10 protein-coding genes and 1 tRNA gene are annotated in these 14,244 nt (G+C 68.6%); 6 read left to right on the forward strand and 5 right to left on the reverse strand.

The genetic code is table 11. The annotated features are described in order from the left end of the window. Positions 1-64 precede the first annotated feature (64 nt). On the forward strand, positions 65-3,817 hold the full coding sequence (gene metH / locus OXS27_RS18925; protein WP_267358242.1) for a methionine synthase: 3,753 nt from the start codon (positions 65-67) through the stop codon (positions 3,815-3,817). A 201-nt stretch (positions 3,818-4,018) separates the two neighbouring features. On the opposite strand, the gene OXS27_RS18930 is transcribed toward metH, so the two are convergent. The 4 genes from OXS27_RS18930 to OXS27_RS18945 all read right to left on the reverse strand — a co-directional run bounded on the left by OXS27_RS18930 (position 4,019) and on the right by OXS27_RS18945 (position 8,940). Then, a complete protein-coding gene (locus OXS27_RS18930) occupies positions 4,019-4,978 on the reverse strand; it encodes an SMP-30/gluconolactonase/LRE family protein (protein ID WP_243918640.1) in 960 nt (319 codons plus the stop codon). A 93-nt stretch (positions 4,979-5,071) separates the two neighbouring features. Beyond that, a complete protein-coding gene (araD, locus tag OXS27_RS18935) occupies positions 5,072-6,802 on the reverse strand; it encodes an L-arabinonate dehydratase (RefSeq protein ID WP_267358243.1) in 1,731 nt (576 codons plus the stop codon). 16 nt (positions 6,803-6,818) lie between these two features. Continuing rightward, positions 6,819-8,165 (reverse strand): MFS transporter, encoded by a 1,347-nt coding sequence (locus OXS27_RS18940; RefSeq protein ID WP_243918492.1) that lies wholly within the window; start codon positions 8,163-8,165, stop codon positions 6,819-6,821. A 55-nt stretch (positions 8,166-8,220) separates the two neighbouring features. After that, positions 8,221-8,940, reverse strand: coding sequence for a ribonuclease activity regulator RraA (locus OXS27_RS18945; RefSeq protein WP_267358244.1), 720 nt, complete (start codon positions 8,938-8,940; stop codon positions 8,221-8,223). A 197-nt stretch (positions 8,941-9,137) separates the two neighbouring features. Here OXS27_RS18945 and OXS27_RS18950 point away from each other — a divergent pair, with 197 nt between their 5' ends. From OXS27_RS18950 to OXS27_RS18970, 5 genes are all read left to right on the forward strand, one after another. Beyond that, positions 9,138-9,809 carry a GntR family transcriptional regulator gene (locus OXS27_RS18950; protein WP_243918488.1) on the forward strand — a complete coding sequence of 224 codons (672 nt, stop codon included), beginning with the start codon at positions 9,138-9,140 and terminating at the stop codon, positions 9,807-9,809. Between the two features lie 117 nt (positions 9,810-9,926). Then, the gene (locus OXS27_RS18955) at positions 9,927-11,597 is read left to right on the forward strand and encodes a thiamine pyrophosphate-binding protein (RefSeq protein ID WP_267358245.1); all 1,671 of its coding nucleotides are present in this window, start codon (positions 9,927-9,929) and stop codon (positions 11,595-11,597) included. Between the two features lie 36 nt (positions 11,598-11,633). Then, entirely contained in the window at positions 11,634-13,211 is a 1,578-nt protein-coding gene (locus OXS27_RS18960; RefSeq protein WP_267358246.1) for an aldehyde dehydrogenase (NADP(+)), read from the forward strand. A gap of 60 nt (positions 13,212-13,271) precedes the next feature. Then, a tRNA-Gln gene (locus OXS27_RS18965) sits at positions 13,272-13,346 on the forward strand. A gap of 243 nt (positions 13,347-13,589) precedes the next feature. Next, positions 13,590-13,772 (forward strand): hypothetical protein, encoded by a 183-nt coding sequence (locus tag OXS27_RS18970; protein ID WP_243918482.1) that lies wholly within the window; start codon positions 13,590-13,592, stop codon positions 13,770-13,772. Here the strand turns inward: OXS27_RS18970 and OXS27_RS18975 are convergent. Then, positions 13,756-14,244 (reverse strand): polysaccharide biosynthesis C-terminal domain-containing protein (locus OXS27_RS18975; RefSeq protein ID WP_267358247.1); only part of this gene is annotated, 489 nt, incomplete at its 5' end. The genes OXS27_RS18970 and OXS27_RS18975 overlap by 17 nt on opposite strands.

Below are 14,244 nucleotides of genomic sequence, written 5' to 3' on the forward strand. Positions count from 1 at the left end.
GGCCTCCCGCGAGGCCTCCGCTTCGCTCCGGCACCTCGGATGAGGTGATCTGACAGGACGCATGATGACCGCTTTTGCCCCCGTCGACGGCCCCGAGATCGCCAAGGCCCTGCGCCAGCGCGCGGCGGAGAAGATCCTCGTCCTCGACGGGGCAATGGGCACGGTGATCCAGCGGCTCAAGTACTCGGAAGAGGACTTTCGCGGAGACTGGTTCAAGGATCACAGCCACGATCAGAAGGGCAACAACGACCTCCTGATCCTGACCCAGCCCGACGCGATCCGGCAGATCCACCTCGACTACTTCCTGGCCGGCGCCGACGTCTGCGAGACCAACACCTTCTCGGGCACGACCATCGCCCAGGCCGATTACGGCATGGAATCGATCATCCACGAGCTGAACGCCCAAGGCGCGCGGCTCGCCCGGGAGGCCGCCAAGCTTGCTGAAGAGAAGGATGGCCGCCGCCGCTTCGTGGCCGGCGCCATCGGCCCAACCAACCGCACCCTGTCGATCTCGCCGGACGTGAACGATCCGGGCTTCCGGGCCGTGACCTTCGATCAGGTCAAGCAGGCCTATGTCGAGCAGATCCACGGCCTAATCGACGGCGGCGCCGAGTTGATCCTGATCGAGACGATCTTCGACACGCTCAACGCCAAGGCGGCGGTGGCGGCGGCGTGGCAGGTCTTCGACGAGACCGGCATCCGGCTGCCGATCCAGATCTCCGGCACCATCACGGATCTCTCGGGCCGCACCCTGTCGGGCCAGACCCCGGCGGCCTTCTGGCATTCCCTGCGCCATTCCGAGCCGCTGACCTTCGGCCTCAACTGCGCGCTCGGCGCCCGCGAGATGCGTGGCCACATCGCCGAGCTGTCGCGGATCTGCGACACGCTGGTTTGCGCCTACCCGAATGCCGGTCTGCCGAACGAGTTCGGCCTCTACGACGAGAGCCCGGAGGCGATGGGCAAGCTGGTCGGCGAGTTTGCCGAATCCGGCCTCGTCAACATGGTCGGCGGCTGCTGCGGCACCACCCCGGACCATATCCGGGCGATCGCGGAGGCGGTCGCCGGCAAGGCGCCCCGGCCGATCCCCGAGGTACCGCGCCTGATGCGGCTGTCGGGCCTCGAGCCCTTCGTTCTCACGAAGGAGATCCCCTTCGTGAATGTCGGTGAGCGCACGAACGTCACCGGCTCGGCCAAATTCCGCAAGCTGATCACCAATGGCGACTACGCGGCGGCGCTCGACGTTGCGCGTGATCAGGTGGCGGCCGGCGCCCAGGTGATCGACATCAACATGGACGAGGGCCTGCTCGACTCGCAGAAGGCGATGGTCGAGTTCCTGAACCTCGTCGCCGCCGAGCCCGACATCGCCCGGGTGCCCGTGATGGTCGATTCCTCGAAGTTCGAGGTGATCGAGGCCGGGCTGAAGTGCATCCAGGGCAAGCCGATCGTCAACTCGATCTCCATGAAAGAGGGCCCTGAGAAGTTCATCGAGGCCGCCAAGGTCTGTCGCTCCTACGGGGCTGCCGTGGTGGTGATGGCCTTCGACGAGCAGGGGCAGGCAGATTCCTACGAGCGCAAGGTCGAGATCTGCACCAAGGCCTACCGGATCCTGACCGAGCAGGTCGGCTTCCCGCCCGAGGACATCATCTTCGACCCGAATATCTTCGCCGTCGCCACCGGCATCGAGGAGCATAACGGCTACGGCGTCGCCTTCATCGAGGCGACCCGCACGATCCGCGAGACCCTGCCGCACGCCCATATCTCGGGCGGCGTCTCGAACCTCAGCTTCGCGTTCCGCGGCAACGAGCCGGTGCGCGAGGCGATGCACGCGGTGTTCCTGTTCCACTGCATCCAGGCCGGCATGGATATGGGCATCGTCAATGCCGGCCAGCTCGCCGTCTACGACGAGATCCCGGCCGAGTTGCGCGCGCTGTGCGAGGATGTGGTCCTCAACCGCCGCGACGATTCCACCGAGCGCCTGCTGGACTCGGCCGAGCGGTTCAAGACCGGCGCCTCGGCCCAGGCCAAGACCGCCGACCTGACCTGGCGCGAGGCCCCGGTGGCCAAGCGCATCGAGCACGCCCTGGTCAACGGCATCACCGAGTACATTGTGGCCGACACCGAGGAGGCCCGCCAGGGCGTCGAGCGCCCGCTCCACGTCATCGAGGGCCCGTTGATGTCGGGCATGAACGTGGTCGGCGACCTGTTCGGCGCGGGCAAGATGTTCCTGCCGCAGGTGGTGAAATCCGCCCGGGTGATGAAGCAGGCGGTCGCCTATCTCGAGCCTTACATGGAGGCCGAGAAGCTCGCCAATGGCGGCGACGGTAAGCGGCAGGCCGCCGGCAAGGTGCTGATGGCCACCGTGAAGGGCGACGTCCACGATATCGGCAAGAACATCGTCGGCGTCGTACTGGCCTGCAACAACTATGAGATCATCGATCTCGGCGTGATGGTGCCGGCCGCCAAAATCCTGGAGACCGCCAAGCGCGAGCAGGTCGACATCGTCGGCCTGTCGGGCCTGATCACCCCGTCGCTGGACGAGATGGTCCATGTGGCCGGCGAGATGGAGCGCGAGGGGTTGGACGTGCCACTGCTGATCGGCGGCGCCACCACCAGCCGCGTCCACACGGCGGTGAAGATCCACCCGGCCTACGCCAAGGGACAGGCCGTCTACGTCACCGATGCGAGCCGCGCGGTCGGCGTGGTGTCGAGCCTGATCTCCAAGGAGACTCGCGGCGCCACGATCGAGAAGGTCCGGGCCGAGTACGCCAAGGTCGCCGACGCGCACAGGCGCTCGGAGGTCGACAAGCAGCGGCTGCCGCTGGCCAAGGCCCGCGCCAACCCGTTCAAGATCGACTGGTCGGGCTACAAGCCGGCCAAGCCGAGCTTCACCGGTGCTCGGGTCTACGGCTCCTACGAGGTCGCCGACCTCGTCCCCTACATCGACTGGACGCCGTTCCTGCAGACCTACGAGTTCAAGGGCCGCTTCCCGGCGATCCTGGACGATCCCGAGCAGGGCCCGGCTGCCCGCGCCCTCTACGAGGATGCGCAGGAGATGCTGAAGCAGATCGTGGCGGAGCGGTGGTTCAACCCGAAGGCGGTGATCGGCTTCTGGCCGGCCAACAGCATCGGCGACGACATCGCGCTTTACACGGGCGAGAGCCGGTCGGATCGGCTCGCCACCTTCCACGGGCTGCGCCAGCAGCTCTCGAAGCGCGACGGGCGTTCGAACACCTGCCTGTCGGACTTCGTGGCCCCGGCCGAGACCGGCATCGCCGATTACATCGGCGGCTTCGTGGTGACGGCCGGGCTGGAGGAGGTGCGGATCGCCGAGCGGTTCGAGCGGGCCAACGACGATTACCGGGCGATCCTCGTAAAGGCGCTCGCCGACCGCATCGCCGAGGCCTTCGCCGAGCGGATGCACGAGCGGGTGCGCAAGGAGTTCTGGGGCTACGGGGCCGCGGAGACCTACACCCCAGAGGAGCTGATGAAGGAGGACTACGCCGGAATCCGCCCGGCCCCCGGTTACCCGTCCCAGCCCGATCACACCGAGAAGACGACGCTGTTCGATCTGCTCAAGGCCGAGAGCCGGATCGGCGTGAAGCTCACCGAATCCTACGCGATGTGGCCGGGCTCGTCCGTATCGGGGATCTACATCGCCCATCCGGAGTCGCACTACTTCGGCGTCGCCAAGGTGGAGCGCGATCAGGTAGAGGATTACGCCGTCCGCAAGGGGATGGATGTCCGCGAGGTCGAGCGCTGGCTCGGGCCGATCCTGAACTACGACCCGGCGCGGTATCTGGCGGAAGCCGCGGAGTAGAGGCGGGGAAAAAGGCGGAGCCGCTGCGCGTCGCTTCTTGCGCTGGATCCCGGATCAGGTTCCGCTATGCGTCACCTGCCCGGGAAAGGGCCAGTCTAGAATAAGACTTGTCCCTTTCCCGGACGCATGCAGCGACAGCGGAATGCGTCCGGGACCCTGCGCAAGACTCACCGCGTAGCGATCTGCATCACAAGACCACTTTCAGCAGGTCCCCGCGCCCCGCGTGTTCACGTACAGCGCATAAATCGAATGCACCGCCGTCATCAGCAACAAATTGCGGTTGAGGCCGCCGAAGCACAGGTTGGCGCAGCGTTCCGGCAGGCGGATCCGGCCGATCGGCTTGGCCTGCGGTGACAGCACGAGGACCCCGTCCTCGGCCTCGCTCATCCCCCAGCCGCACCAGAGATTACCGTCGACATCGACCCGGAACCCGTCCGGCGTGCCGGTGCCGGCATCGTAGAAGACGCGGCCGTTGGCGGTTTTGGTGCCAGTCTCGACCACATCGTAGACGCGGATCAGGCGATTGGGCTTCGCCCGGGCCTCGATGACGTAGAGCTTGGACTCGTCCGGCGAGAAGCACAGGCCGTTCGGCCCCGCCACACCCTCGACCGCGACGCTGGCCTGTCCCGTCTTCGGATCGATCCGGTAGACGTTGCCCGGCAATTCAGGCGCCGCCATCGACTCGTGCGGGTTCGGCCCGAAGGCCGGATCGGTGAACCAGATCGCCCCGTCGGAATGGCACACCACGTCGTTTGGCGAGTTCAGCGGCTTGCCGTCGAACCGGTCGAGCAGCGTGGTGAGGCTGCCGTCGTGCTCGGTGCGGGTGACGCTGCGGGTCTTGTGCTGGCAGGTGATCAGCCGGCCCTGCCGGTCGCGGGTGTTGCCGTTGGCGTAGTTCGACGGCTTGCGGAACACCGAGAGCGCGCCGGACGCCTCCTCCCACTTCATGATCCGGTCGTTGACCACATCGCTGAACAGCAGCGACCCCATATCGCCGAACCAGACCGGCCCCTCGGCCCAGCGGAAGCCGGTGGCGACCCGTTCCACCGTCGCGGAGGCGAGGCGGTACTTGGCGAAGGCCGGGTCGAGGATCTCGACGGCCGGGTCGGGCACCCGCTGCGACGGCTCCCAGGCCGCCCCCGCGGCCCGCGCGGCGCCCATGAGGGCCGCCCCGGCGAGCAGCCCCCTGCGTGCGATCATCGTCATGTCGCCTCCCTGCGATGCAGGCCTGCCGCTCTCCGGCGGCTGGCCCGGTCAGTGAATCTCGGGTTCCGGGATGCCGCCCGCGCCCTCCAGGAAATCGAAGTCGCAGCCCTCGTGGGCCTGCCGCACGTGCTGGGCGAACAGGCGGTTGTAGCCCCGCGGATAGGCCCGGTCCGGCGGGCGGAACGCTTTCACGCGCTCGGCGATCTCGGCATCGTCGAGGTGCAGGTGGATGCTCCGTCCCGGCACGTCCACGGTGATCAGATCGCCGTTGCGGACCGCCGCGAGCGGCCCGCCGGCCGCCGATTCCGGCGACACGTGCAGGATGCAGGCACCGTAGCTCGTGCCGCTCATCCGGGCGTCCGAGATCCGGACCATGTCGCGCACGCCCTGGCGGAGCAGCACCTTCGGGATCGGCAGCATGCCCCATTCCGGCATGCCGGGGCCGCCGATCGGCCCGGCATTGCGCAGGATCATCACGTGGTCGGCCGTCACGTCGAGGTCGAGGTCGTTCACCGCCGCGCTCATCGCGTCGTAATTGTCGAAGACCAAAGCCGGGCCGGTATGCTGGAGGAAGCGCGGGTCGGCGGCCGGCGGCTTGATCACGCAGCCGTCCGGGGCAAGGTTGCCGTAGAGGATCGCGGTGCCGCCCATGGCGACGATCGGCTGGTTCAGCGGCCGGATCACGTCGTCGTTGAAGACCCGGATGCCGGCGAGCCCATCGCCGATCGTGCCGCCGCTAACCGCACGGGCATCGAGGTGGAGGAGGGGCGAGAGCCGCGCCATCAGGGCCCGGATCCCGCCCGCGATGTGGAAATCCTCCATCAGCCACTGACCGGAGGGGCGCAGGTTGGCGATCACCGGCACACGCTGGGCGAACTCATCGAACTCGGTGAGCTTCAGCGGGATGCCGGCCCGCCCCGCCATGGCCACGAGATGGATCATCGCGTTGGTCGAGCCGGCGAGCGCATTGTGGACCACCAGCGCGTTGTCGACGGAGCGCCGGTCGAGGATGTCGGAGGGCTTCAGGTCCTCCCAGATCATCTCGACGATCCGCCGGCCGCAGGCGCCGGCCATGCGCGGATGGTCGGCATCCGCCGCCGGGATCGAGGCCGCGCCCGGCAGGGTGAGCCCCAAAGCCTCGGTGATCGACGTCATGGTCGAGGCCGTGCCCATGGTCATGCAGGTGCCGGCCGAGCGAGCGATCCCGGCCTCCATGTCGTTCCACTCCTGGGTGGTAATGTTGCCGGCTTCCTTCTCGGCCCAGTACTTCCACACGTCGGAGCCCGAACCGAGGATCGTGCCGCCGGAATGCCCGCGCATCATCGGGCCGGCCGGCAAAAAGATCATCGGCAGGTTCATGGAGATGCCGCCCATCACGGTGCCGGGCGTGGTCTTGTCGCAGCCGCCCATCAGCACCGCGCCGTCGACGGGATGCTGGCGCAGCAGCTCCTCCACCTCCATGGCGAGGAGGTTGCGGTAGAGCATCGTGGTCGGTTTGACGAAGTTCTCCGACAGGGAGAGCGCCGGCAGCTCGATCGGGAAGCCTCCCGCCTGCCACACGCCGCGCTTCACGTGCTCGACGCGCGCCTTGAAGTGCTGGTGGCAGGGGTTGATGTCGCTCCAGGTGTTGATGATGCCGATGACCGGCTTGTCGCTGAAGTCGGCGCGCTCGTAGCCCATCTGGAGCATGCGCGAGCGGTGGCCGAAGCTGCGCAGGTCGGTTGCGCCGAACCAGCGCTGGCTGCGCAGCTCGCCCAAGGTCTTCTTGTGGGCGGTCATCGCGATCTCTCCGGTCTCACGCGTTCGGGCGGGCGGGGCGGACGGCGCCGGCTGGGTCCGTCGAAGCAGCCTGCCCGCGGACCGTCGCGAAGGCGAGGGCCGCGGAGGCCAGGGCGCAGCCCGCCAGGAAGTACAGGCCAGCCTCGTAGGTGCCGGTCGTATCCTTCAGCCAGCCCAGCACGTAGGGGCCGACGAAGCCGCCGAGATTGCCGATCGAATTGATCAGCGCGATGCCGCCGGCCGCGGCCGGTCCCGACAGGAACTCCGCCGGCAGGGGCCAGAAGGCCGGCTTGGTGCCGTAGAGGCCCACGGTGGCCACCGACATCGCCACGAGCGCCCAGAGGCTCCCCAGCAGCGGCCCGGCGGCGATCAGCCCGATCGCCGCCACGATCGCCGCGATGACGAAGTGCCAGCGCCGCTCGTTGCGCCGGTCCGAGGACCAGCTCCACGAGACCATGCCGATCGTGCCCACCACGTACGGGACCGCGGTCGCAAGACCCGTTTCCCAGTCGGTGAGCTTCAGGCTCTTGAGGATCGGCGGCAGGAAGAAGGTGATGCCGTAGGTCGCCGTGACGATGGTGAAGTAGATCCCCGCCAGGGTCAGGACCCGGGTATCGGTCAGCGCCTGCCGGAGCGTGAAGTGGCCGTGCGCCTTCACGGTGCTGCGGCGCTCCGCCTCCAGCGTCTCCTCAAGCCAGCGGCGCTCGTCTTCGGCGAGCCAGGTCGCCTTGGCGGGCCGGTCGGTCATCAGCGCCAGTACCACGAAGGCCAGGATGATGGCGGGCACCGCCTCGACCATGAACAGCCATTGCCAGCCGTGGAAGCCGAGCACCCCATCGAGCTGGAGCAGCGCCCCAGAGATCACCGCCGTCAGGGCGTTCGAGCCCGGCACCGCCAGGAACAGGGCCGCCACCACCCGGGCCCGGTATTTCCGGGGGAACCAGTAGGTGAAGTACAGGATCATGCCGGGGAAGAACCCGGCCTCGGCCACGCCGAGCAGGAAGCGCATCACCAGGAAGCTCACCGGCCCGGCGATGAACGCCATGCCGCCCGCGATCAGCCCCCAGGTGATCATGATCCGGGCGATCCAGATCCGCGCCCCGGTGCGCTCCAGCAGCACGTTGCTCGGCACCTCGAAGAAGAAGTAGCCGAGGAAGAAGATGCCCGCGCCCCAGCCGTAGAGCGTCGCCGAGAAGCCGAACTCCCGGTTCAGCCCGAAGGAGGCGAAGCCGACATTCGTCCGGTCCATGTAGGCGACGAAGTAGATCACCACGATCAGCGGCAGGAGCCGCCACGAGACCTTGGACACCGTCCGCCGCTCGATCTCCGGCGCCGCCGTGACCGTTGGAATGCCAGCCGCCATGGCGCCCTCCCTGTTCTGAACGTGCTTGTTGGCGCCCGCGAACGGGGGCCGGCTTTCAGCGGCCGGTCTGCTTCCGCCATGCGGCGAAGTCGGCGAGGCTCTGCTCGTCGGTTGCCGGGTAGAGGCCGAGGATCGAGCGACCCTTGCGGACCTCCTCGGTGACGAAATCCTCGTAAGCCGTCATCTCGACCGCCTCGTCGGCGACCGCGTCGGCGATGTGGGCCGGGATCACCGCGACGCCGTCGCCGTCGCCCACGATCACATCGCCGGGGAAGACCGGGGCGTCGCCGCAGCCGATCGGCACGTTGATGTCGATCGCCTGATGGATGGTGAGGTTGGTCGGCGCCGAGGGCCGCGCGTGGTAGCTCGGCATCTCGAGGGCGGCGATCTCGGCGGCATCGCGAAACCCGCCATCGGTCACGAGGCCGGCGCAGCCCCGCACCATCAGCCGGGTCGCCAGGATCGAGCCCGCGGAGGCGGCCCGTGCATCCTTGCGGCTGTCGATCACGAACACGGCGCCGGGCGGGCATTCCTCCACGGCCTTGCGCTGCGGATGCGCCCGGTCGCGGAACACCGTGATCGGGTTCAGATCCTCGCGGGCCGGCATGTAGCGGAGCGTGAAGGCCTCGCCGATCATGGTCGGGCCGCCCGTCTTCAGGGGGAGCACGCCCTGGATCATCTGGTTGCGAAAACCGCGCTTGTAGAGGGCGGTCATCAGCGTCGCCGTGCTGACGGTCTTCAGCTTGGCGCGCGTCCCTTCGGACAGCCCAGACATCGGTTTCCTCCCTGGATTGTCGTGTCGCTCCACCGCACGGTTCTTGCGGAACCGCCGTGAGCGCCGACTGATATCTCAGAGGTTGAGTAGCACGCCGTTCCTCGCCATTGTCAATGCCTCGACATGGCGTCAGACAAATCCTGAAACCCATGCAGCATGTATTGGCTGGAGAGAAACTTGTGTCGGCAGGATCGGGCTTGAACGGCCTCGCAGTGACGGAACGGCCGCGCTCCCTCGCGGAGACCGCCTACGACGCCATCGAGCAGATGATCATCAGCCGCCGGCTCGCCCCCGGGGCGATGGTGTCGGAGGGCGAGTTGGGCGAGGAACTGGCGCTCGGCCGCACCCCGGTCCGCGAGGCGCTGGCGCGGCTGAAGACCATCGGCTTCGTCGAGGTCCATCCGCGCCGCGGCGTGCTGGTGACGCCCGTCGACATCATCACGCATCTCGAACTGCTCGAAGTCCGGCGCCCCCTCGACGAGACGGTGGCGCGCTGCGTGATCGCGCGCGGATCGGACCAAGAACTCGCCGCCCTCGAAGGCGGTGTCGCCGGGTTGCTCACCGCCGCCGGGGCCCGGGATCGGGAGACCTATTTCCGCAGCAAGCGGACGCTGCACGAGGCAATGGTCAAAGCCGCCCACAACGCCACCCTGACCAGCACCATGGCGGCGCTCCACGCCCAGTCCCGGCGCTTCTGGTACACCTACGAGCCGACCGCGAGTTTCCTCGACTGCGCCCGGATCCATGCGGGGATCGTGGCCGGCGTGGTGGCCCGCGACGCCGAGACGGCGGTTGCCGGTATCGGCACCCTGTTCGACTTTCTGGACCAGATGACACGCAAGGCCCTCGACCGTCGTCCGCTCGTCTGACAGGTTGACGGCGACCGCCCGGCCTCTATCCTCAGCTGAGATATCACCGGCATTTCAGACCGGATCATGGGCCTTCTCGGCCAGGGGCCGCACGGCGGAATCGCCAGGGAGGACGGCTTGAGCGGATTGCCCCCACGCACCGGCGCGCGGATTCTCGTCGACCAGCTGCTCGCGCAGGGCGTCGAGCGCGTCACCTGCGTCCCCGGCGAGAGCTACCTCGCGGTGCTGGACGCCCTGCGCGACAGCGGCATTGACATCCTCGTCTGCCGCCAGGAGGGGGGCGCTGCCATCATGGCGGAGGCCGCCGGCAAGCTCACCGGACGTCCGGGCATCTGCATGGTCACCCGCGGCCCCGGGGCGACCAACGCCTCGGCCGGGGTCCATATCGCCCGCCAGGATTCGACGCCGATGATCCTGTTCGTCGGGCAGATCGCCAGGAGGATGCGCGACCGGGAGGCGTTCCAGGAGATCGACTACCGCCAGATGTTCGGCGGCGTCGCCAAATGGGCGGTTGAGATCGACGACGCGGCCCGCATCCCGGAGATCCTCGCCCGGGCCTTCCGGGTGGCGATGCAGGGCCGGCCTGGCCCGGTCGTGATCGCCCTGCCGGAGGACATGCTGGACGACGTCGCTTCGGTCGGCGACGCCCCTTGCGTGGAGCCGGCCGAGCCTGCCCCGTCCCGGGCCGATGCGGAGCGGCTGCGGGCGATGCTGGCGGAGGCCCGGCGGCCGGTGGCGCTGCTCGGCGGCTCGCGCTGGAGCGCGGAGACCTGCACGGCGTTCGCCGCCTGGGCGGAGCGCCACGATGTGCCTGTGGCGGTCTCGTTCCGCCGGGCGCAGCTCTTCCCCGCTGACCACCCGAATTTCGCGGGCGAATTGGGGATCGGCCCGAACCCAGCGCTCCTCGCCCGGATCAAGGAAGCCGATCTCCTGCTGATGATCGGCGGGCGCCTGTCCGAAATGCCGGCGCAATCCTACGGCCTGCTGGGCATCCCCGATCCCGGCCTGCCGCTGGTCCATGTCCACCCCGATCCGGCGGAACTCGGCCGGGTCTATCAGCCCACCCTTGCGATTCAGGCGAGCCCGGCGGCGTTCTGCGCGGGGTTGCCGGATTTCGCGCCCACCGGGTCCGGCCGCGCCGCCGAGGCCCACGCCTCCTACCGCGCCTGGTCCGAGACCCCGGAGGCGAAGCCGGGGGCGTTCCAGTACGGTCAGGCGATCACGTGGCTGCGGGAGCGGCTGCCGCCCGACGCCGTGATCTGCAACGGCGCCGGCAACTTCGCCACCTGGATCCACCGCTACTACCGATTCCGCGCCTTCGGCACGCAGCTCGCACCGACCTCGGGCTCCATGGGCTACGGTTTACCGGCCGCCGTGATGGCCAAACGCAGCCACCCCGACCGGATCGTCGTGGCGCTCGCGGGCGACGGCGATGTGATGATGACCGTGCAGGAATTCGCCACCGCCGTGCAGTACGACGTGCCGATCGTGGTCGTCGTTCTCGACAACGGCATGTACGGCACGATCCGGATGCATCAGGAGCGCGAGTATCCCGGCCGGGTCTCGGCGACCGAGCTGCGCAACCCCGATTTCGCGGCCCTGGCCCGGGCCTGTGGCGGCCATGGCGAGAGTGTCGAACGCACCGAGGATTTCGCCCCGGCCTTCGAGCGGAGCCTCGGTTCGGGCCTGCCGGCTTTGATCCATTGCCGCGTCGATCCCGAGGCGCTCACCCCGACCATGACCCTCGCGGCAATCCGCGAGAAGGCGCTCGCGGCGCAGCGGAGCTGATCCGCCAGCCTGCATCGAGACGAAGAGGACCAGCCCATGACCCTGCGCGGCGAGAACCTGATTGGCGCCGAGGCCCGGCGCGGCACGGAAGCCTCTTTCCGAGCCGTGGAGGCGGCCACAGGGGAGGCTCTTGAGCCCGATTTCCCGAGCGCCAGCCACGCCGACCTCGACCAGGCCTGCGCCCTGGCGGAAGCTGCCTTCGACACCTACCGCGAGACCGATCCGGAGACCCGGGCAAATTTCCTCGAGACCATCGCGGCCAACATTCTCGAAATCGGCGATGAGCTCGTGACCCGCTGCATGGCGGAGACCGGGCTGCCGCGCCCGCGGATCGAGGGCGAGCGTGCCCGGACCGCCGGGCAGCTACGCCTGTTCGCCGGCGTGGTGCGTGAAGGCAGCGACGTGGGAGCCCGCATCGACCCGGCTTTGCCGGACCGAAAGCCCCTGCCGCGACCGGATCTGCGCCTGCGGCGGATCGCGGTCGGGCCGGTAGCGGTGTTCGGCGCCTCGAACTTTCCGCTCGCCTTCTCGGTGGCGGGCGGCGACACAGCGTCGGCCCTCGCGGCCGGATGCCCGGTGGTGGTGAAGGCGCATCCGGCCCATCCCGGTACCTCGGAACTGGTCGGGCGCGCCATCCAGAAGGCGGTCGCGTCCTGCGGCCTGCCGGAGGGGGTCTTTTCCCTGCTGTTCGATGCCGGCCAGTCGATCGGGCAGGCGCTGGTGGCCGATCCCCGGATCGCGGCCGTGGGCTTCACCGGATCGCGCCGGGGCGGCACAGCCCTGATGGCGATCGCAGCCGGGCGCCCGCACCCGATCCCGGTCTATGCCGAGATGAGCAGCATCAACCCGGTCCTGCTGTTCCCCGGCGCCTTGGCCGAGCGCGGCGCGGCGATCGGAAAGGCCTTCGCGGCCTCGCTGACGCTCGGTGCCGGACAGTTCTGCACCAATCCCGGCCTGATCCTGGCGCAGCCGGGCCCCGGCCTCGACGCCTTCCTGGAGGCTGCCGCCGCGGCCCTGACCGAGAGCCCGGCCGCCACCATGCTGACCCCGGGCATCCAGCGGGCCTATCGCGAGAGCGTCGCCCGGGTGGCGGGCCACGATGCCGTCACGCTGCTGGCGGAGGGGCCGGAGGGCACGGCGACCCAGGGGCGGGCCGCCCTGTTCGCCACCGACTCGGACGTATTCCTGGCGGATCCAGTGCTGCAGGAGGAGATGTTCGGCGCCTCGGCGCTGGTCGTCCGGTGCCCGGATCTGGCAGCGATGCGCAAGGTGCTGGAGCAGCTTGAGGGCCAGCTCACCGCCTCGCTCCACCTCGCTCCAGCGGACCACGCGGATGCCCGCGCGCTGCTGCCGCTCCTGGAACGGCGGGTCGGCCGCATCCTGGTGGACGGGTTCGGCACCGGCGTCGAGGTGGCGCACGCCATGGTGCATGGCGGCCCTTATCCGGCGACCTCGGACGGGCGCACGACCTCGGTGGGCAGCCTTGCGATCGATCGGTTCCTGCGCCCGGTGAGCTATCAGGACGTCCCGGACGCCCTGCTGCCGCCCGCGCTCCAGGCCGCCAATCCGCTGGACCTGCCCCGCCGGATCGACGGCGTCCCCGAACGCCACTGAGGCCCCCGGCGAAACGCTTGCCAGGCGGGGCCGCGCCGTCTAGACAGCGACCGCCTGCCTTGGGGCGTCGCCAAGTGGTAAGGCAGCGGTTTTTGGTACCGCCATTCCCAGGTTCGAATCCTGGCGCCCCAGCCAAATTCCCGACGGGACACGAGCCCTTTGGGGCCGGGTCACGACGGCCGGCGCGGACCGGTCGGCGATCTCCGGCGAACCGGAGACGGCGCCGCCTTCGAGAACCACCGCCCTACGGCGGACATTGTCCGCGCTACTGCCCGCAGTGTTACCGCCTGCAGGTGGCGGCACTCTGCTCCTGAAAATCCCTACGGCGCTGATCGGCAGCCTCGCCCGGGCATGCGATGGACGTGGCGGACAGTCGTGATGATCGGCGGCACCGATCCGCGCGCGGTGCCGGTGCCATTGGCACGATCGGCGGACGCGATGGTGCGTACCCGTCAGAATCAGGCCCGGTTGCTGGGTCGTCAGGCCATCGCCGCGATGACCGATGCCAAGCCCAGCAACCCGGCCGCTTCGATCCCGGCCTCCGTCAGAGTCCGGATCTGAACGTCATCGGGATCCGCAGGAACCGCTTCCGCAGATTCTGAAACCGGGCGGACAGGTTCATGGAGGCGGGTACGGAGCCGCTTGCGCGCCACACGTCGCGCCAGAGCCCGCTTCTGATCGTCACATAAAAGGTCAGAATCGTTATGGCGACTTCCGCAATCACGCGGCTGATCGCCATGCCCATGGCCCCGTTCTGCGGTGTCAGAACGATCGCGCACAGAAGATTGAGCGCACCGCCCACGATTGCGATGACCGTGACCGCCTTATCTTTTCGTGCGGGAAGAAGCAGGAGCATACTCAAGCAATAGCTGATGGTCCCGAGCGGCAGAGTCAGGCTCAGCACGGAAAAGATGTTGCCCGCCTCCGCGTAGGCATGCCCCAGGAAGATCTTCATGATGAAGGGCCCCAGGAACAGGATCGCGATCGATGCCAAGGTCGAGCAGAGCGTCAGCACGAAGGTCGTACGCTTGAG

The sequence above is a fragment of the Methylobacterium sp. GC_Met_3 genome (assembly GCF_026540775.1).
Taxonomy (GTDB): domain Bacteria; phylum Pseudomonadota; class Alphaproteobacteria; order Rhizobiales; family Beijerinckiaceae; genus Methylobacterium.

Bases quoted from the DNA above. Each gene is read 5' to 3' on its own strand.
- OXS27_RS18970 (WP_243918482.1), top strand. From the start codon at position 13,590: ATGATCGGCGGCACCGATCCGCGCGCGGTGCCGGTGCCATTGGCACGA.
- araD (WP_267358243.1), bottom strand. From the start codon at position 6,802: ATGACCGCCCACAAGAAGACCTTGGGCGAGCTGCGCAGCCAGCGCTGG.
- metH (WP_267358242.1), top strand. From the start codon at position 65: ATGACCGCTTTTGCCCCCGTCGACGGCCCCGAGATCGCCAAGGCCCTG.
- OXS27_RS18930 (WP_243918640.1), bottom strand. From the start codon at position 4,978: ATGGGCGCCGCGCGGGCCGCGGGGGCGGCCTGGGAGCCGTCGCAGCGG.
- OXS27_RS18940 (WP_243918492.1), bottom strand. From the start codon at position 8,165: ATGGCGGCTGGCATTCCAACGGTCACGGCGGCGCCGGAGATCGAGCGG.
- OXS27_RS18960 (WP_267358246.1), top strand. From the start codon at position 11,634: ATGACCCTGCGCGGCGAGAACCTGATTGGCGCCGAGGCCCGGCGCGGC.
- OXS27_RS18945 (WP_267358244.1), bottom strand. From the start codon at position 8,940: ATGTCTGGGCTGTCCGAAGGGACGCGCGCCAAGCTGAAGACCGTCAGC.